Annotated in this window: 18 protein-coding genes and 2 tRNA genes; 6 read left to right on the forward strand and 14 right to left on the reverse strand. The window is 32.5% G+C overall.

Translation table 11 applies throughout. The annotated features are described in order from the left end of the window. Window positions 1-97: 97 nt before the first annotated feature. From BUB89_RS01840 to rlmN, 5 genes are all read right to left on the reverse strand, one after another. Window positions 98-1,690 carry an OmpH family outer membrane protein gene (locus tag BUB89_RS01840; RefSeq protein ID WP_141384385.1) on the reverse strand — a complete coding sequence of 531 codons (1,593 nt, stop codon included), beginning with the start codon at window positions 1,688-1,690 and terminating at the stop codon, window positions 98-100. Between the two features lie 32 nt (window positions 1,691-1,722). Continuing rightward, the gene (locus BUB89_RS01845) at window positions 1,723-2,439 is read right to left on the reverse strand and encodes a hypothetical protein (protein ID WP_073241295.1); all 717 of its coding nucleotides are present in this window, start codon (window positions 2,437-2,439) and stop codon (window positions 1,723-1,725) included. Next, the gene (locus tag BUB89_RS01850) at window positions 2,426-2,995 is read right to left on the reverse strand and encodes an RNA polymerase sigma factor (protein ID WP_073241297.1); all 570 of its coding nucleotides are present in this window, start codon (window positions 2,993-2,995) and stop codon (window positions 2,426-2,428) included. The genes BUB89_RS01845 and BUB89_RS01850 overlap by 14 nt, the downstream gene beginning before the upstream one ends. Before the next feature lie 186 nt (window positions 2,996-3,181). Next, window positions 3,182-4,159 carry a polyprenyl synthetase family protein gene (locus BUB89_RS01855; RefSeq protein WP_073241299.1) on the reverse strand — a complete coding sequence of 326 codons (978 nt, stop codon included), beginning with the start codon at window positions 4,157-4,159 and terminating at the stop codon, window positions 3,182-3,184. A 64-nt stretch (window positions 4,160-4,223) separates the two neighbouring features. Beyond that, window positions 4,224-5,267: a dual-specificity RNA methyltransferase RlmN gene (rlmN, locus tag BUB89_RS01860; protein WP_073241301.1), complete on the reverse strand. Its 1,044-nt coding sequence runs from the start codon at window positions 5,265-5,267 to the stop codon at window positions 4,224-4,226. A 92-nt stretch (window positions 5,268-5,359) separates the two neighbouring features. Here rlmN and BUB89_RS01865 point away from each other — a divergent pair, with 92 nt between their 5' ends. From BUB89_RS01865 to BUB89_RS01875, 3 genes are read left to right on the forward strand one after another with little or no spacing between them, the layout of a single operon-like run. After that, window positions 5,360-5,653 (forward strand): hypothetical protein, encoded by a 294-nt coding sequence (locus BUB89_RS01865; protein ID WP_073241303.1) that lies wholly within the window; start codon window positions 5,360-5,362, stop codon window positions 5,651-5,653. Further along, window positions 5,646-5,915, forward strand: coding sequence for a type II toxin-antitoxin system RelE/ParE family toxin (locus BUB89_RS01870; protein WP_073241305.1), 270 nt, complete (start codon window positions 5,646-5,648; stop codon window positions 5,913-5,915). Before BUB89_RS01865 ends, BUB89_RS01870 begins: the two co-directional genes overlap by 8 nt. Beyond that, entirely contained in the window at window positions 5,915-6,556 is a 642-nt protein-coding gene (locus BUB89_RS01875; RefSeq protein ID WP_073241307.1) for an O-methyltransferase, read from the forward strand. Before BUB89_RS01870 ends, BUB89_RS01875 begins: the two co-directional genes overlap by 1 nt. 76 nt (window positions 6,557-6,632) lie before the next feature. On the opposite strand, the gene BUB89_RS01880 is transcribed toward BUB89_RS01875, so the two are convergent. The 5 genes from BUB89_RS01880 to BUB89_RS01900 all read right to left on the reverse strand — a co-directional run bounded on the left by BUB89_RS01880 (window position 6,633) and on the right by BUB89_RS01900 (window position 9,822). Further along, window positions 6,633-7,196, reverse strand: coding sequence for a phosphatase PAP2 family protein (locus tag BUB89_RS01880; RefSeq protein ID WP_073241309.1), 564 nt, complete (start codon window positions 7,194-7,196; stop codon window positions 6,633-6,635). Then, window positions 7,196-7,522, reverse strand: coding sequence for a Sec-independent protein translocase subunit TatA/TatB (locus BUB89_RS01885; RefSeq protein ID WP_073241311.1), 327 nt, complete (start codon window positions 7,520-7,522; stop codon window positions 7,196-7,198). The genes BUB89_RS01880 and BUB89_RS01885 overlap by 1 nt, the downstream gene beginning before the upstream one ends. Window positions 7,523-7,636: 114 nt before the next feature. Continuing rightward, the gene (locus tag BUB89_RS01890) at window positions 7,637-8,386 is read right to left on the reverse strand and encodes a BamP family beta-barrel-assembly machinery protein (protein ID WP_073241313.1); all 750 of its coding nucleotides are present in this window, start codon (window positions 8,384-8,386) and stop codon (window positions 7,637-7,639) included. Further along, window positions 8,376-9,053 carry a carboxypeptidase-like regulatory domain-containing protein gene (locus BUB89_RS01895; RefSeq protein WP_234982500.1) on the reverse strand — a complete coding sequence of 226 codons (678 nt, stop codon included), beginning with the start codon at window positions 9,051-9,053 and terminating at the stop codon, window positions 8,376-8,378. The genes BUB89_RS01890 and BUB89_RS01895 overlap by 11 nt, the downstream gene beginning before the upstream one ends. 34 nt (window positions 9,054-9,087) lie before the next feature. Then, window positions 9,088-9,822, reverse strand: coding sequence for a hypothetical protein (locus BUB89_RS01900; protein WP_073241317.1), 735 nt, complete (start codon window positions 9,820-9,822; stop codon window positions 9,088-9,090). 119 nt (window positions 9,823-9,941) lie between these two features. Between BUB89_RS01900 and pepE the strand changes: the two genes are divergently transcribed. Continuing rightward, the gene (gene pepE, locus BUB89_RS01905; protein ID WP_073241319.1) at window positions 9,942-10,649 is read left to right on the forward strand and encodes a dipeptidase PepE; all 708 of its coding nucleotides are present in this window, start codon (window positions 9,942-9,944) and stop codon (window positions 10,647-10,649) included. 124 nt (window positions 10,650-10,773) lie between these two features. Here the strand turns inward: pepE and BUB89_RS01910 are convergent. The 3 genes from BUB89_RS01910 to BUB89_RS01920 all read right to left on the reverse strand — a co-directional run bounded on the left by BUB89_RS01910 (window position 10,774) and on the right by BUB89_RS01920 (window position 11,789). Beyond that, window positions 10,774-10,846: transfer RNA gene (locus tag BUB89_RS01910), tRNA-Gly, on the reverse strand. A gap of 86 nt (window positions 10,847-10,932) precedes the next feature. Further along, window positions 10,933-11,005, reverse strand: a tRNA-Gly gene (locus BUB89_RS01915). A gap of 169 nt (window positions 11,006-11,174) precedes the next feature. After that, window positions 11,175-11,789, reverse strand: coding sequence for a murein L,D-transpeptidase catalytic domain family protein (locus tag BUB89_RS01920; protein WP_307723327.1), 615 nt, complete (start codon window positions 11,787-11,789; stop codon window positions 11,175-11,177). 297 nt (window positions 11,790-12,086) lie between these two features. On the opposite strand from BUB89_RS01920, the gene BUB89_RS01925 reads away from it, so the two are divergent. Both BUB89_RS01925 and gpmI read left to right on the forward strand, forming a co-directional pair. Then, entirely contained in the window at window positions 12,087-14,483 is a 2,397-nt protein-coding gene (locus tag BUB89_RS01925; protein WP_073241323.1) for a DUF5916 domain-containing protein, read from the forward strand. A gap of 138 nt (window positions 14,484-14,621) precedes the next feature. After that, window positions 14,622-16,145: a 2,3-bisphosphoglycerate-independent phosphoglycerate mutase gene (gpmI, locus tag BUB89_RS01930; RefSeq protein ID WP_073241325.1), complete on the forward strand. Its 1,524-nt coding sequence runs from the start codon at window positions 14,622-14,624 to the stop codon at window positions 16,143-16,145. Window positions 16,146-16,203: 58 nt separating this feature from the next. Here gpmI and BUB89_RS01935 read toward each other — a convergent pair whose 3' ends face one another. Continuing rightward, complete coding sequence (locus BUB89_RS01935; protein ID WP_073241327.1) at window positions 16,204-17,430, reverse strand: DUF445 domain-containing protein; 1,227 nt, start codon at window positions 17,428-17,430, stop codon at window positions 16,204-16,206. Window positions 17,431-17,626 lie beyond the last annotated feature (196 nt).

Below are 17,626 nucleotides of genomic sequence, written 5' to 3' on the forward strand. Positions count from 1 at the left end.
TATCAATGGCAATGGTAATAGCAATTTTCAATTTCAATACATTTTTTAAATTTGTTTATTTGATATTGCAATTGATTTTTGACATTGCTATTTCTTATCAATTAAAATCAAATCGTAATCCTAAAGAAACATTGTTTTGCTTCACCGTGTTATCTTTAAACAACGGATTCAAATCGTATTTTAAATACAAACTAGTTGCTTTATAACCTACATAAGTACTCAATCCGTATATAAAATCATTGGTATTAAAATCTCCTTTGGTCACTTCTCTTGATTTATAACCGTCAATATCATATTTAAGAATTTGTTTTGATTTTAAGTTTGTTCCTATATAGCCTCCCACTCCCAATCTGAAACTATTATGTGAGTTAAAATAGGTTTTGCCTTCTTTAATTGTTGGTTTTGTAAAATCAAATTCTAAATGTATTGGAATAACTACGTTTACATTTCGAAAACGAGAATCTTTTAAACCAACTGGATTAATTACAAGATCCGTCTGATTGCCATTTACTTGAAAATTACGATTATCTGTTGGTCGCAAATTATTATACATTAATGATAAACCGTATTTAGCATGCAATAAATTATCGTTTTTTAATATTCTGGTATTATAGGTCAATCCCCATTCATAAAAATGCGATCTCAAGTATTTAAAATCAGAATTTTCAACTGTACCATCAGTATTTAGATTATTGGCTCCGATAGCAAAAACAACCTGACTTGTTGTACGTTTTATATGCCGTTTTAATTTATCCTCTTCACCATTGTAAACCTTCATTGAAGCAAGATTAATCTCTCTACTGTCATCAAAAGAACCATTATTACTTCCTAAAATTAACGTACCTCCTTTCTTTTTATGATCAACTTCTTCGAAAACCTTTCCATCTACCTTATCCTGAACTAATTGATTCAGTTTTTCTTGTTCAACAGCAACTTTCGTTTCAATATTAGTGGCATGCTCTTGTGCTTTTTTCAATTTGAGTTCTGCTGCTTTTTCTTTAGAAATTATTCCTTCTTCAATTTCTTTATCTATTGAACTTACTTCAGCTTTTAGAGCACTTTTCTCCTCATCTGTTATTCTTTTAATTTCATTACCAATTGCTTTGGCTTTGGCCTCAAATGATAATACTTTATTTTCTCTTCCTTTATTTATCCCCGTTTCAGGAACAGTATCATCAACAATTTCGAACTTTACATCCTTAAACCAAACTTGACCAGTTCCTGCTAATAAAACGCCATAAGAAATGGATGTTGCTTCAACAGGAACAAATAAAACAATTTCGTATTTTACCCAATCAGATGTTCCTTTTATAGGCCTTTTCTCCATATTATCAAAAGCAAGAACATTACTATCATAATAATCGACACGCATCCAAAGTCCAGCCCAGGATTTTACATTTTCATTTTTTACATAAGCCGTCATTTTAACTGTTTTTCCTAGATACAAATCCGGTTTAGTCGTTTTCATAAGTGTTCCAAAACCATCAATTTTACTTTTAACAGATTTAATAGTCAAGATATCTTCATTACTGAATTCAACGTTTTTTTCAAGACTCATCTCATATTCTGGCTGTTCAGCTTGCCAATATCCCCAATCTAAAACTTTTTTATAACTTCCTTTTTTTTGGGCATTCAGATTCGTCGCAAAAGCAAACGATATTATTAGTATAAATAAAATATATTTTTGCATGATTTACATTTTTGATTATTTATTAATTCTTATTAGTCTTTGTAATTTCTATTAACTAAAACTGTTCTTATAGTCTTAAAATTTTTATTCAATCTGTTTAATGCAGATTCTTTAAAAGACTGATTCAATTCAGTTTCAACATTTGATAGTAGAATGTTTGGGTTTACAGAAACAGCTTTAGTTGTATTTATCATTGTTTCATCAGCCGATTCAAATTTAGTATTACTGATTTCTGCTAATAATTTTTCTGCTGAAACGTATTTATTCTTAGCTAATGACATATTATTTTCAGATGAAATCATAGTATCTTTTTTCTTGTATGGATCATTAATAGAAATTTTAGCTGTTTGATTTTGATTCACACTCTTTTCTGCAATCTTTGATTTTTGTCTTAAATCAGTAAGCTTATTATTCATTCTCACCGACTTTTTGTTAGAAAAGGACTCCTCTTTAATTTTTAAATTAGTAGAATCCAAAAGTATACTTTCAGATTTAGGAACAACCGGATGCTGAATTACAATTCCATTTTTCTGAGTTTGAATTGGACTTTCTTTTAAGTTAAAATAGGCTGTTCCAATTAAAAATAAAGCTGTAAAACTTGCCGCCACATACAACCAGGGAAATTTAGTTTTTGGCTTTTCTGTTGCCAAAAGCATAGCATCGAGTTTTGTCCAAGCCATTTCAGAGGGTTTGATTTCACGAGAATTCAATTGTTCCCTAAATTGCGTTTCTAATTTATTCGGTTCCATTGCTATACTTTTTCAACTTATTAATTTGTCCCTTCAACACTTTTCTGGCATGCGACAACTGCGATTTAGACGTCCCTTCGCTAATTCCTAACATACTGGCAATTTCCTGATGTTTATAGCCTTCGATAGCATACAAATTGAAAACTACTTTATAACCATCCGGTAAACTGTCTATCAAAAACTGAATATCAGCTACTGAAAACTGACTTTCAATAGCATCAAAACTTTCCTCATCGCGTCCAATGACGAAATCATCTTCGATATACTTCAATTTTTTGTGAACCCTGATAAATGAAATACATTCGTTTACCATAATTCGCCTTATCCAGCCTTCGAAACTTCCTTTGAATTGAAAATTCTTCAAATTGGTAAACACCTTCATAAAAGCAGTTATCATGATATCTTCGGCCTGATGAATGTCTTTTATGTATTGTCGGCAAACACTTAACATTTTTGGTGAAAACTGACTATAAATTTTTTGCTGAGCTTGTCGATTGTTCTCGACCGCTAACCGGATTAGTTCATTTTCCTGCTGATGTAAGTTGATTACTTTCAATTTTTATAAAGTGTTTCTATTAGCAAGACGATTGTCGATGTAAAAAGGTTGTATGAGGAAGAAAAAAAAATCAATTCAATTTCAAAAATCAATGGCAATGGCAATAAAAATTTTAAATAGTAATAGCCATGAAAAAATCAACACCTTTTAAATGGAATTGATTTTTTGTTATTGCTATTGAAATTGTTATTTTTTTCTTTCGATAACATAATTCACCATCAAAGTCAGGGCTTCTTTGAATTCGGAATGCGGGTAATGATCCAGAAGCTGAAGTGCTTCCTGCTGAAATTCGATCATTTTATTTTCGGCGTAAGCCAAACCATTATTATCTTTCACAAAAGCAATCACTTCTTTAACGCGTTTCTTGTCTTTGTTATGATTTTTTATGGAATTAATGAGCCATGATTTTTCTTTTTTGGAACAAGTATTCAAAACATGAATTAATGGCAACGTCATTTTTTGTTCTTTGATGTCAATCCCTGTTGGTTTCCCAATAGCATCCTCCGTATAATCAAACAAATCGTCTTTTATTTGAAAAGCCATACCGATGAGTTCACCAAATTTTCGCATATTCTCCACCTGAACGGTATCGTCAGAGACTGATTTAGCACCCAAAGCACAACAGGCAGCAATAAGTGTGGCTGTTTTTTTTCGAATAATTTCATAGTAAATTGCTTCGGTGATATCAAGTCTTCGGGCTTTTTCGATTTGGAGTAATTCCCCTTCGCTCATTTCGCGAACAGCGACAGAAATAATTTGAAGTAAATCAAAATCGCCATTATCTATAGAAAGCAGCAGTCCTTTTGACAATAAATAATCACCCACAAGAACAGCAATTTTATTTTTCCAGAGTGCATTGATTGAGAAAAATCCGCGACGACGATTACTGTCATCCACCACATCATCATGCACTAAAGTTGCCGTATGAATTAGTTCAATTACCGATGCTCCACGATACGTCCTTTCGTTAACAGTACCGCCAGAAATCATTTTAGCAGTCAGAAAAACAAACATCGGACGCATTTGTTTCCCTTTTCGGTTTACTATGTAATAAGTGATTCGGTTTAACAACGCCACTTGTGAAGACATCGATTCATAGAACTTTTTTTCAAAAAGTTCCATTTCTTTCAGGATGGGCTGTTTTATTTGAGAAGTAACATTCATTCGAGTCCAAATATACTGTTTTCCGAATAAAAAAACAGCAATTTTTAAAACGGAAAGTGGTTTTTTATGCTTCTTTATTGGCTAATTGTCCACAAGCGGCATCAATATCTTTACCGCGGCTTCTCCTTACTTTTACCACAATACCAATTGATTCTAAAGCTTTAATATAGGCATTAATTGATTCTTCCGAAGCTTGTTGAAATTCGCCATCATCAATAGGATTGTATTCGATCAGGTTCACTTTGCAAGGCACATATTTACAAAATTTCACTAATGCATCTATCGAAGCCTTATCATCATTGATCCCTTTCCAGACTACATATTCATAGGAAACTTTACTTTTAGTTTTTTTATACCAATATTCTAATGCTTCCCGTAAATCAGCTAATGGAAAATTTTTACTAAAAGGCATAATACGGGCTCTGATTTCATCAATGGCAGAATGGAGAGAAACTGCTAACTTGAATTTTACCTCATCATCGGCCATTTTCTTTATAATTTTAGGAATTCCTGAAGTCGAAACCATAATACGCTTTGGGGACATTCCCAGTCCTTCTTCCGAAGTAATCATTGTAATTGCTTTGATGACATTATTGTAATTCATCAGCGGCTCACCCATTCCCATAAAAACAATATTAGACAACGGATGATTGTAATACAAACGACTTTCTCTGTCTATAGCAATAACCTGATCATAAATTTCGGCAGGTTCCAGATTTCGCATTCTCTTTAATCGGGCTGTAGCACAAAAATTACAATCTAAACTACAACCTACCTGACTGGAAACACAAGCAGTAGTGCGGGTTTGAGTAGGAATCAAAACAGATTCTACTACCAAACCATCATGCAATCGGACGGCATTTTTTACTGTTCCGTCTTCTGAACGTTGCATCGTATCAACCTTGATATGATTAATTACAAAGTTATTTTCCAGCATGGCACGGGTTTCTTTAGAAATGTTAGTCATATCCTCAAAACTGTGTGCTCCTTTACTCCACAACCATTCATAAACCTGATTACCACGAAAGGCTTTATCCTTATTAGCAACAAAAAAATTGCGTATTTCTTCTTTAGATAAGGCTCGTATGTCTTTTTTCTCCATTTGCATGCTGCAAAGTTAATGACAATTTTGAATTATAAGGAATTTTTCTATCCTTCAAAATTATATTTTGTAACTTTGTTTTTGTAAAATAACAGGTTATGGGACTTCCGGAATTAAAACAAAAAATTCAATTGCAAATTGAAAATGCTGACGAACGTTTATTACGTATCGTTTCGTCTGTTTGTGATAATTATTTGAATGAAGAGACCGTTCTTGAAACTGCTAAAAATTCTGTATCAGAACCTATTGTTGCTTACGATACCACTGGAAAACCTTTGACATTAGAACAATATAATAAAGAAATCGACAAAGGAATTGACGATTTTAATAATGGAAGATTTATTTCGCAAGATGATTTAGAAAACGAAATAGATAGCTGGTATAATGAATAAATTTAGAATAATTTGGTCATTAGAATCCAAATCAGATTTAAATAAAATTAAAAATAATATTTCTAAATCCAAATTAAAAAACATTGTGATAGCCCCTAAACAAATTGTTTTCCCTGAACAATTTCAAATTGATGAATATCGAAAAGATTGCAGAAGAATAATTGAAGGTAATTACAAAATTTTATACCAATTTGAAAACCAAGAAATTAGAATAATTAAAGTTTTCAATTCTCTACACGACCCTATAAAAAGTTTAAAATAATGCATTTCATTTCCCCTGAATTAGAAGATTATATTGAGCAACATTCTGAAAAAGAACCGGAGTTATTAGCCGCTTTAAATAAAGAAACCTACCAAAAAATTCTTTTACCCCGAATGTTAAGCGGTCATTTTCAAGGGCGTGTTTTAAGCATGCTGTCTAAATTAATCCGACCTGTAAACATTCTTGAAATTGGTACTTACACCGGTTATTCGGCTTTGTGTTTGTGCGAAGGAATGCAGCATAACGGACAACTTCATACCATAGATATTAAAGAAGAATTGGTTGATTTTCAAAGAAAACATTTTGATAAATCACCTTGGGGCAATCAAATTGTGCAGCATTTAGGTGAAGCTATAGACATAATTCCAAAACTTGATCTTAAATTTGATTTGGTTTTTATTGATGCCGACAAAGAAAATTATCTGAATTATTTTGAATTAATTGTTCCTAAAATGAACAAAGGAGGTATTATTTTATCAGACAATGTACTCTGGAGCGGAAAAGTTCTGGAACCCTTACACCCGAAAGATATCAGTACTAAAATTCTATTAGAATACAATCAATTATTAAAAGACGATCCACGAGTAGAAACGGTTTTACTTCCCATACGCGACGGATTAACCGTAAGCAGAATTTTATAATAACATTTGACAAAAATAAAATCCGCATAGTAAATAATAGTGTTACTATGCGGATTTTTTTTTTTGATGTTTAAAATTAAAGTGGAAAATGTTTTATTTGTGTAAACTGATAAATTTTAAACATAAAAAAACCTGAAAGCATACCAAAAACATAACCACTAAAAATATCCAATGGATAATGTAATCCTAAATAAATACGGCTATAAGCAAAGACTAATGGCCATAGAAATAACAGGAACATATACTTAAAATACGGTTTAAGCAGCAAATAAATAAACACAGCACAAGCCATAGTATTAGATGCATGACCTGAGAAAAAACTAAAGGATTTGGAACTCTTTACTATCCGAATTACCGAATTAATCTCCGGATTATTGCATGGTCGTAATCTTTGAAAACTGTATTTTACAAGATTTGTAAACTGATCTGTAATTAAAATAAGTACCCCTATAAACAAAATCACATAGAGTGTTTGTTTTGCTCCTATTTTTTTATAAATAAGATAAAATAAAAATAAAAAAAATGGAATCCAGTTAAACTGTTTGGTTATAAAAAGCCATAGTCCATCATAAGCTTCGGAGCCCAATCCGTTTAAGTAAACAAAAAGCTGTACATCTAAAGAGAGAAGTTTATCTAACATTATCGACTACGTTTTACGGGACCTGCGATATCTTCAATATCTTCCTTAATTTTAGTAGCCTGAACGACTGAATCTCCCAAAAGATCTTCCTTCACTTTATTAATCTGAGAATTAAAACCGCCTGTCATTTCAGTCAATGATTTAGAATCTAAACCATTATCTTCAGCTCCTTTTTGAATTTCATTCTTTATATCATTGGTAGCATTTTTTAATTGCGCCATAGCTTTACCCATAGTTCGCGCCACTTCCGGTATTTTATCTGAACCAAAAAGCAACAGGACTACAAACATGATAAAGACTAATTCTCCTCCTCCTATACCAAACATATTCTATAATTTTAGCGCAAATATACCAAATTTAAAAAAAAGCTCCTTTTAATTTTTTCATAAAAAAGCTCCGTAAAACAGATAATGGTTTTTACATTATCTATTTTAAAACAACTAGTTGGAATGTGTAATTCGCTTGTATTCTTTATTCTTATTTATAAAAAAATCCATCAGCTTAAACTCTTCTCCAGGCTGCATTAATTCACGAGACTTAGAATCATTCTCACAATAAATTAAAAACAGTTTTATTTCGTCATCTTTCAAGTTCAAGGTATTAGAAAAAAAGGAATAATTTACTTTTTGCAATGCAAATTCAGAAAAACTTGTTTCCTTATAAAAATCGCTTTTCTTAGGATTCTCTTTTCTTAAAACTCCAACAACATCTTTATAAATCCTGACAAAATCCATCCCGTTTTCTATACTTCCAACAGGAGGCATGGTTTTGTTTTTTGGAGAAGATTTTTCATCATCAAAAAACTTCATATCTACATATTTTTGAGAATTCCCTCCTAAAGGATTTAACTCTTTTTTAGCACGAATGAGGACTTCAGCTAACTCATTTGTAAAAACATCCAACTGCACTATAAGTCTCGGAATAATAAACTCTTTCTCTGTAAGCACAATCTTTTTAGACTTAAATGCCAGGCTGGAAAAAACTAAAGTATCATTCACTTTTGCAGGAATTACAAAAGAACCGTATTGATTAACCACTACTCCTGTATTCGAATTAGCATTAAAAACAACAACATTTTCCACTGGAACTAAGTCATTACGAACCTGACCTTCTAATGGTTTCCTGTCGGTTTGACTAAAAGAAAATTGAGCTAAAAAAAGAAAAAATAAGACACTTACTTTAGTTTTCATAAACAATTATTTTGTTATAATTTTGAGCCAGAGTTAAAATATAAAACTTTGAAAGCGTTTTGTTTCTAGACTTTAATGATGATGCAAAATCATAATTACCAATACAATACAACTGAAAATCCCTTATATAATCTTTCTTAATTTTTAAAGTTTCAATATAGAAATTTTCTTCAAAAAGATACTCTAATTTTGCCATTAACTGCTCTTTTTCAGACACCGCTAACTCTTTTTTTAATTGAGCTGTTCTGCCGGACATCCAGTTTAACGGACGGTCTAATAATCCGGATCTGGCGGTATACAGTCTCCTTTCGGCAACAGTATATTTTTTTTGACCGGAAGGAATAATCCCCAGACTTTCGGCAGTAATTTTAGATTCTTCCTTAATTACAACTTCTTTCAGCGGGATACTTTCTGTTTGTAATTGCACTACTAAAATTGCCTTTTTTAAATCAGATTGAACAATCGCTTTTTGTAAAGTTACAAGATTTACGGCAGAAAACACAACAAGATCGCCTTCTTTTAGGAAAAGAGTAAAATTTCCGTTTTTATCTGTTGAAGTTGTTTTTTGACTTGTTTTATTTACAATATTCACTCCTTCAACCGCAGTTGAATCAACCTGAACAATTCCGTGAATTTCTTTTCTGTCAAAAGTTTGACAAAAAATCATTTGACAGAAAAAAAATAAAAATAAAAAGTAAGTATTATTCGCTTTCACAGGCTAAAATCTGTTTGTATTTTTCGGCTAGTTCTCCTAACAAAAATTCAATTGTTGTTTTGTTTTTCTGCTCTATTATTTTTGTGAATTTTTCATTCTCCACCACATAATATTCAAAGCCTTTTACATACTCCAAAGGTAGATGCAAAGTGTTAATAAAATGATCTTTATCGAACATTTTTTCTAACATAGCCATATAAGATTCCTTCTTTTCGACTTCCATTTCTTTTTTCAGCATGGCGGTTCTTCCTGAAATAAGATTTAATATAGGATCTAATCCCTGAGGATTCATTTTGTAAGAAGCCGCCGTTGCATATTTACGTTCAGCCGGTGTATATTTTTTTTGATTAAAAGGAATAATCCCAAGTGATTCAGCAGAAATAGTATAATTTCTAATCACAACTTCATTTAATTGATTAGGAAGAACAGTTAAATGAACTTTAAATATTTCATTACCAAAATCTTCGACACACAAAACAACTTCTTTACGTTTAAACTGCATTCCTGAAAAAACTAAAGTATCTCCGGCAATTGCATTCATCACAAAATCGCCTTTTTCATCTGTAAAAACTGCAGCTTCCGACCGCAAATTAATTACACATACACCCTCAGAATCAAACCCAAAAGTGCTCACCTGCCCTTTTAAAGCAACCAAATCACCCAGCTGTCCAAACACCACAGTGCTAAACAAAACAAAAAAGACAATTAAAAATTTATTCATTTTTTAAATACTCCAGAGAGTAAAAATAAACCAAGCCGTTCCCAATTTGATACTAAGAGGCTTGTAAATATTTGTTAAATAAGTAATGGTATTTTATATCTTTATATCAAAAAAGCACGATGAAAAACCTACTTTTAGCAAGTACTTCTACCTTACACGGAAGCGACTATCTGGAATACCTGCTCCCTGAATTAAAACAACATTTTACAAACTGCAAAACCATACTTTTCATACCCTATGCCAGACCTAATGGTATTTCACATGAAGAATATACTGAAAAAACAGCTTTGGCTTTCGCCAAAATAAAACTCACCATACGCGGAATACACGAATATGAAAATCCTGTTGAAGCCATTCAAAATGCTGAAGGTATTTTTACCGGAGGCGGCAATACTTTTTTATTAGTAAATGAATTGTATCGCAACAAAATCATGATTCCTCTTAAAGAAACGCTGGAAAAAGGAATTCCTTATTTAGGTACTAGTGCCGGAAGTAACATTAGCGGTTTAAGCATGCAGACTACTAATGACATGCCTATTGTTTATCCACCCAGTTTTCAAACCTTAGGTTTAATTCCTTTTAATCTAAATGTGCATTTTCAGGATGCCGATACACAATCAAAACACATGGGAGAATCCCGTGAAACCAGAATCAATGAATTCCATCAGTTTAATAATTTTCCGGTTTTAGGACTAAAAGAAGGAAGCTGGCTCGAAATAAAAGCTAACAAAATTGTTTTAAAAGGAAATTTATCGGCAAAATTGTTTCGAAAAAACGCAACACCAATAGACATTGCAGCCGAATCCGAATTGAGTTTTATCCAATAAAAAAACCGAAACTTTTCAGGTTTCGGTTTTAAGAGCGAAAGACGAGGCTTCTCGTTGCTAACAACGAGACGACAACCAGCCTAAACAAAAAAAAACCGAAACTTTTTCAGGTTTCGGTTTTAAGAGCGAAAGACGAGGCTCGAACTCGCGACAACCAGCTTGGAAGGCTGGAGCTCTACCAACTGAGCTACTTTCGCATAACGGGTGCAAATATACAAATTATACAGACACCTCCAAATTTTATTTTAAAAAAACCAAAACTTTTAAATTTTGGCTCTTGAAGAGCGAAAGACGAGGCTCGAACTCGCGACAACCAGCTTGGAAGGCTGGAGCTCTACCAACTGAGCTACTTTCGCATTAATTATGGTGCAAATATAAAGAATAAGTTAAGTTTAAAACAAATTTTTCGAGCACAATTTTTATTTAAAAACCCAATTAAATCCTAACATTTTTAAAACTAAATTGTTACCGCTACTATTTTTTTATTTTTCTTTAAATTTAAAACAAAAGACGCACCCTATTTATTTAAGATACTAAATGAGACAGTTCCTTATAAGACTTTGATGGATAATAAATAAACAAACACGTTTTATTTTGAATAGTTTCTATCAGCTTATTGGTGATTTCTACCGGTACTGCAGGACATCCCAGACTTCTGCCTAATCTTTTATTGTTTTGAATAAAGGAATTAGATACATAATTAGCACCATGAACAACAACCGCACGGTTTCTGGCATTATCATTTATTCCTTTTTCGATTCCGTCTAATCTTAATGATTTACCATGTTTACCATTATAAACCTCAGCCGTCAGGTAAAAACCTAAACTGCTTTTATACGATTCTGCAGCATTAGAAAAACTATTAGCATATTCCTGACCTGTATTTCTGCCATGAGCAACAAGAGAATGCAGCAAAACGGTACGGGTATCTAAATCGATTACCCACAATCTTTTAGTATTTGCTGACAAGCTAAAATCAATCAGAGTGATTATATTTTTACTCACTTTTCCTTGCTCTTTTAGCTTATTAAACCCCACTAAAGCTTCTTTAAAACTCTCTAAATTAGGTAAACTGAAATTAGCTGAATCCAGATTATTGTAAATCTCCTCTGCACTTGATAATTCTGTATTGACATTCAATACATTAGTTTTTAAAATTTTCGGATTAGTGTTAGATTTAGAAAAAAACACATTTGTAGACATTAATAAAAAAACGAACATAAAAAAGATCGTGAGCTTCTTATAAACCATTGATTATTATTTAATTATACTGAATTAATTGACGCCAAAAGTAAAAAAAATTAACTCTAAAAAAAACTCAATCCGCCACTATAAGACGATTTTAACTTATTAATAGCTTTTTAAGCACAAAACAAGCTGTTAAAGAATTGTTAATTTAACCTAATTTTATTACTTTCGCCTTACATATTATTTTTCATGAATTTATTCCGTTTCATAATCTATTGCTTTTTCACGCTGTTAAATCTTTGTATTTATGCTCAAAAGAAAACCATTTTAGCAAAGTCCAAAGAAGGCAACATGACAATTGACGGAAAACCTGACGAGGGAGACTGGGAGAAAAACACAGAAATAGCCTCTGACTTTATCATGTTTTCTCCGGACAACGGTAAAATTATTGGTTCAGAAAAAAAAACAGATGTAAAAATCCTGTACGATAATGAAGCCATCTATATTTCAGCTATTTTAAATGACGATGAAGCCACAAAAATTCAACGGGAATTAACCGAAAGAGATGTTTTTGGGGTTGCAGATCATTTTGCAGTTTACATCAATGGTTTTAATGACGGACAGCAGGATTATCGCTTTTATGTAAGTGCATCGGGGACACAAATGGACTGTTTAGCTACCGAAGCTAATGAGGATTTTACATGGGATGCCATTTGGGAAAGTGATGTAAAAATAACCGCTTCGGGCTGGACTGTGGAAATGAAAATTCCGTATGCTGCTATTCGTTTCCCAAAAAATAAAAACCAAAAGTGGGGTATTAATTTCATGCGGGAAATTAAACGAAAAAATCAAAAATACACCTGGAATTACATCAATACTAAAATTAGTGCTGTCCTGACCCAATCAGGAGAATTAACAGGAATTGAGAACATAAATCCACCCACTCGCCTTTTTCTTATCCCCTACACATCAGCTTATTATCAGACAGATAAAACTAACAATGACAAAACTTTTAAGGCAGGACTGGATATAAAATATGGTATTAATGATGCCTTTACCTTAGATGCTATTTTAGTTCCGGATTTTGGACAAACTAAATTTGATAATGCTATCCTAAATTTAGAACCATTCGAACAACAACTCAATGAAAACAGACCTTTTTTTACCGAAGGAACTAACTTATTCAATATTGGGAATCTCTTTTATTCGCGAAGAATTGGCGGAACTCCAACGCAAAATCCCATTTTGAATGAAAACGAAGAAATAACCAACTATCCCGCTAATGTTGATTTAATCAATGCGGTTAAAATATCAGGAAGAACTAAAAACGGTCTGGGAATTGGTTTTTTAAATGCTATTACTGAAAAAACATTTGCAACCATACAAAATACAGACACTAATAATTACCGAAAAGAAGTAATTGAGCCGTTGACCAATTACAATATCTTAGTATTTGATCAGCGTTTCAGACAAAACTCGTCCATTTCATTCATCAACACTAACACTTCCAGAAATGGCAGTTTCAGAGACGGAAATGTTGCCGGATTAATATTTGACTTAAATACAAAAGCAAATTCTTACAACCTTTCAGGAGATTTTAAATACAGCAGTATTAACGACATTGAGGACTATAACGGCTTTAAAACCTATCTTAATTTTGCAAAAACAAGCGGAAAGTACAGGTATATTCTAACGGGGAAATACATTTCTGAAAATTATGATGTAAATGATTTAGGAATTATTTTTTATACAAATTACCATAATGCTTACGCCAATGCCAGTTACAGAATATTAAACCCAACTCAATTTTTCAACACCTTTGCTATTGAACAGGAATTCAATGCCGAAATACAAAATACAACCGGAAAATTACAGGAATTCTGGTATAAAACATTAGTAAAAGCCACAACGTTGAATAATCATTATTATGAAGCGGCACTTTTTGTAACTCCGTTTGAAAATTTTGATTTTTATGAAGCTCGAAATCCAGGCAGTTATGTTTATATTCCAAAGAGAATTTACAGCTATATAGGTGTAGAATCTAATCGAAATAATAATTTAACGATTGACATTACTTTTTCAGGAACAAAATATTATGAAAAAGACAGGTTTACTTATGGAATTTATGCCGGACCCAAATACCGTTTTAACGACAAACTGTCTTTATCCTATCATCTAGACTACACTCATGAAGATAATGATATTGGCTGGGTTGCCAGAGATGATTCAAATATTATTCTGGCCAGAAGAAATACAGAAACACTTCAAAATGATTTTGCCGGAAAATATGCTATTAATAACAAAATGACTTTCAATCTCATTGCCCGTTATTACTGGTCTTATTCTGATAATAAAGAGTTTTTCAGCTTACAGCCAAATGGTTATTTAGCACCAAATAGTGGTTATAACAGCAATAAAAACAGAAATTTTAATTCCTGGAACGTAGACCTTTCGTACTCCTGGTGGTTTGCCCCGGGAAGTCAATTAACGGTATTGTACAGAAACTATGCTCAGGAAGAAACAAATACAGTAGAAAGAAATTTAAACAGAAACATTAAAACGATTTTTAATGCTAATATGACTAATATTTTTTCGATAAGTCTGCGTTACTTTATTGATTACAATAGTATCAAAAATAAATTTTAGCGTATACTTTTTCGAAAAAAGAGTTTATTTTCCAACAAAAAGTCATTTTTACAGCTGCATTATTTTAGAATACATAATAGTCGTTCAATTTCTAGAGAGATTTTAGAAAAAATTTATCTTTGTTGAAAATTAAACACAATGAGCAAAAAAGTAATCTTAATGATTTTAGATGGTTGGGGAAAATCACCTGACCCTAAAGTATCTGCAATTGATAATGCAGATGTTCCTTTTATAAACAGTCTTTATAAAAAATATCCAAGTGCACAACTTAGAACTGATGGTTTACATGTAGGTTTACCTGAAGGACAAATGGGAAATAGTGAAGTTGGCCACATGAATCTTGGTGCCGGAAGGATTGTTTATCAGGATTTAGCTAAAATTAATTTGGCTGTAGCCAATAAAACATTAGCACAGGAACAAGTATTAAAAGATGCTTTTCAATATGCGAAAGACAACAATAAAAAAGTACATTTTCTAGGATTAGTTTCGGATGGAGGTGTTCACTCTCACACTTCTCATTTACGAGGACTAATTGATGCAACTCAGGATTACGGACTAAATCAGGTTTATATTCACGCTTTTACTGACGGAAGGGATGTTGATCCTAAATCAGGGAAAAATTACATTCAGCAATTAGAAAATTATATTGCTGCTACTCCTGTAAAAATTGCTTCGGTAATAGGTCGTTATTATGCAATGGATCGTGATAAACGCTGGGAAAGAGTAAAACTTGCTTATGATTTAGTTGTTAACGGAGCAGGAACACCTACACATGATATCGTTACATCAATAGCAACCAGCTACGGAAATGACATTACGGATGAGTTTATCCAGCCTCTTGTTGCAGTAGATGCTAATGAAAAACCACTAGCTACTATTCAGGAAGACGATGTGGTTATTTTCTTTAACTTCAGAACCGACAGAGGTCGTGAATTGACTGAAGCGCTGTCGCAACAGGATTTCCACGAGCAAAACATGCACAAACTAAACTTGTATTATGTAACCTTGACAAATTATGATGAAACCTATCAAAATGTCAAAGTAGTTTACAACAAAGACAATATTACCGAAACACTTGGTGAAGTTTTAGAAAAAGCAGGCAAAAAACAAATTCGTATTGCCGAGACAGAAAAATATCCGCACGTAACCTTCTTCTTTTCAGGAGGACGAGAAACTCCTTTTGAAGGAGAAAGCCGTATTTTGAGAAATTCTCCTAAAGTTGCTACTTACGACTTGCAGCCTGAAATGAGTGCTTATGAATTAACCGATGCGCTTTGTCCTGAATTAGAAAAAGGCGATGTAGATTTTGTATGTCTTAATTTTGCCAATGGTGATATGGTAGGACACACCGGAATTATGGAAGCAGCCATCAAAGCCTGTGAAGCTGTAGATAAATGTGTCGAAAAAGTAATTACTACCGCCTTAGCACATGGCTATTCGACTATAGTCATTGCTGACCACGGGAACTGTGAAACGATGATTAATCCTGACGGAAGCCCTAACACAGCACATACTACTAACCCTGTACCTTTTATATTAGTGGATAATGACCAAATTAAGATTCATGACGGAGTGCTTGGTGATATTGCACCAACCATTTTAGATTTAATGGGAGTAGCTCAACCTGTTGTAATGTCAAGTCATTCTTTATTAATGAGATAAAGTTGAAACAATAATCATTTAAGAAAAGCTATTCGATTTTTTTCGGATAGCTTTTTTTTTACATCATTTGTTCGATAAAATAAATAAAAAGCCCCACAATTCCACCTACAACCGTCCCATTGATTCGGATAAACTGCAGATCTTTTCCAACTTCTAATTCTAATTTATCAGCAATTTCTTTTTTATCCCAACTTTGTACTGAAGTGGCAATTAAATCTCCAATAGCTTTTTTATTTCTAAGCAAAATACCTAGTAAATCAACCTTTATAAAATTATTTATTTTGGTGGTCATCACCACATCATTTTGAATATTGGAACCAAAATTCCGAATCATATTGGTCAGATTTAATTTTATTTCAGATTCCTCTCCTTTTTCTAAATCTGTGAGAACTGCTTTTTTTAATTCCTGCCAAATCGAACCAATGTAATCCTGAACTTCTTCTTTTTGTGTAAATTCGAGAATTACAGTAGTAATTTTTTGTTGCATTTCAGGTGATTTTTTCAACTCTTCGATAAAATTAAGAACATACGAATTAATTTTTTTTCGAATAGAACTCTCCGGTTGTTTTGCCATATCCAGAAATTCGTAAAGTCCGTTAAAAACGCCGTCAGCAATTTTTTTATCAGCAACACCTAAGGTGTACCAAGGCGTAGCATTTTTAACCTTTTCCCGGATTTCCTTTCTGTTGGCTTCTAATTCTGCTGACAAAATAGAAAGCACATTGGTTATTAATTGTGCTTGTTTATCATCTTTCGATAAAGATTCCAAACCGATTGCAATCCACTCACCAAAATTCAATTCTTTCAGTTTGATTTCGAATTGCTGCTGAATAAACTTTTTTACATTTGCATCATCTATTGTTTTCAAAACTCCGGGAATCACATTTTCTACCACTAATGAAGATATTATGGCAGCATTTTTCTCCTCTTTTAACCAATTAGTTGCTTTAGTTGCAAAGTCAAATTCGTCCAGTTTGACTTCGAGTTTTTCTTTAATTAAAAATTCGTCTGAAACGAAAGTACCTAGGTTCTGCCCTATAGCATCTTTATTATTAGGAATTAAAGCAGTATGCGGAATCGGGATTCCTAAAGGATGTTTGAATAAAGCCACAACCGCAAACCAATCGGCAATTCCACCCACCATCGCGGCCTCACTAAATGCTTTGAGCCAGCCTATTTTATAATAAAATCCAACGAAAAAACAGATTACTGCCACTCCTAAAACACTAAGAGCTACACTTTTCATTTTAATTAAATCGGTCTTTTTAATTTGAGTATTGTCCATATTCCTTTGTTTTATTACAGTTACTAATTTAGTAATTTGTTTTCAGACTGCTTTTCAATCCATTCAAAAATCCAATAAGTACCTAAAAAGCTATAAAATTTTCCCAACATTAGAATAACATTAGAATTGCTCCTTTTTTCATATAATTAAATGTTAAAATCTCATAATTAAAAGTAACACTATTAAATTTGTATAA

This window comes from Flavobacterium flevense, assembly GCF_900142775.1.
GTDB lineage: Bacteria > Bacteroidota > Bacteroidia > Flavobacteriales > Flavobacteriaceae > Flavobacterium > Flavobacterium flevense.

Coding starts and splice junctions, on each gene's coding strand:
- BUB89_RS01840 (WP_141384385.1), bottom strand. CDS start 1,690: ATGCAAAAATATATTTTATTTATACTAATAATATCGTTTGCTTTTGCG.
- BUB89_RS01845 (WP_073241295.1), bottom strand. CDS start 2,439: ATGGAACCGAATAAATTAGAAACGCAATTTAGGGAACAATTGAATTCT.
- BUB89_RS01855 (WP_073241299.1), bottom strand. CDS start 4,159: ATGAATGTTACTTCTCAAATAAAACAGCCCATCCTGAAAGAAATGGAA.
- rlmN (WP_073241301.1), bottom strand. CDS start 5,267: ATGCAAATGGAGAAAAAAGACATACGAGCCTTATCTAAAGAAGAAATA.
- BUB89_RS01865 (WP_073241303.1), top strand. CDS start 5,360: ATGGGACTTCCGGAATTAAAACAAAAAATTCAATTGCAAATTGAAAAT.
- BUB89_RS01870 (WP_073241305.1), top strand. CDS start 5,646: ATGAATAAATTTAGAATAATTTGGTCATTAGAATCCAAATCAGATTTA.
- BUB89_RS01875 (WP_073241307.1), top strand. CDS start 5,915: ATGCATTTCATTTCCCCTGAATTAGAAGATTATATTGAGCAACATTCT.
- BUB89_RS01880 (WP_073241309.1), bottom strand. CDS start 7,196: ATGTTAGATAAACTTCTCTCTTTAGATGTACAGCTTTTTGTTTACTTA.
- BUB89_RS01885 (WP_073241311.1), bottom strand. CDS start 7,522: ATGTTTGGTATAGGAGGAGGAGAATTAGTCTTTATCATGTTTGTAGTC.
- BUB89_RS01890 (WP_073241313.1), bottom strand. CDS start 8,386: ATGAAAACTAAAGTAAGTGTCTTATTTTTTCTTTTTTTAGCTCAATTT.
- BUB89_RS01895 (WP_234982500.1), bottom strand. CDS start 9,053: ATGATTTTTTGTCAAACTTTTGACAGAAAAGAAATTCACGGAATTGTT.
- BUB89_RS01900 (WP_073241317.1), bottom strand. CDS start 9,822: ATGAATAAATTTTTAATTGTCTTTTTTGTTTTGTTTAGCACTGTGGTG.
- pepE (WP_073241319.1), top strand. CDS start 9,942: ATGAAAAACCTACTTTTAGCAAGTACTTCTACCTTACACGGAAGCGAC.
- BUB89_RS01925 (WP_073241323.1), top strand. CDS start 12,087: ATGAATTTATTCCGTTTCATAATCTATTGCTTTTTCACGCTGTTAAAT.
- gpmI (WP_073241325.1), top strand. CDS start 14,622: ATGAGCAAAAAAGTAATCTTAATGATTTTAGATGGTTGGGGAAAATCA.
- BUB89_RS01935 (WP_073241327.1), bottom strand. CDS start 17,430: ATGGACAATACTCAAATTAAAAAGACCGATTTAATTAAAATGAAAAGT.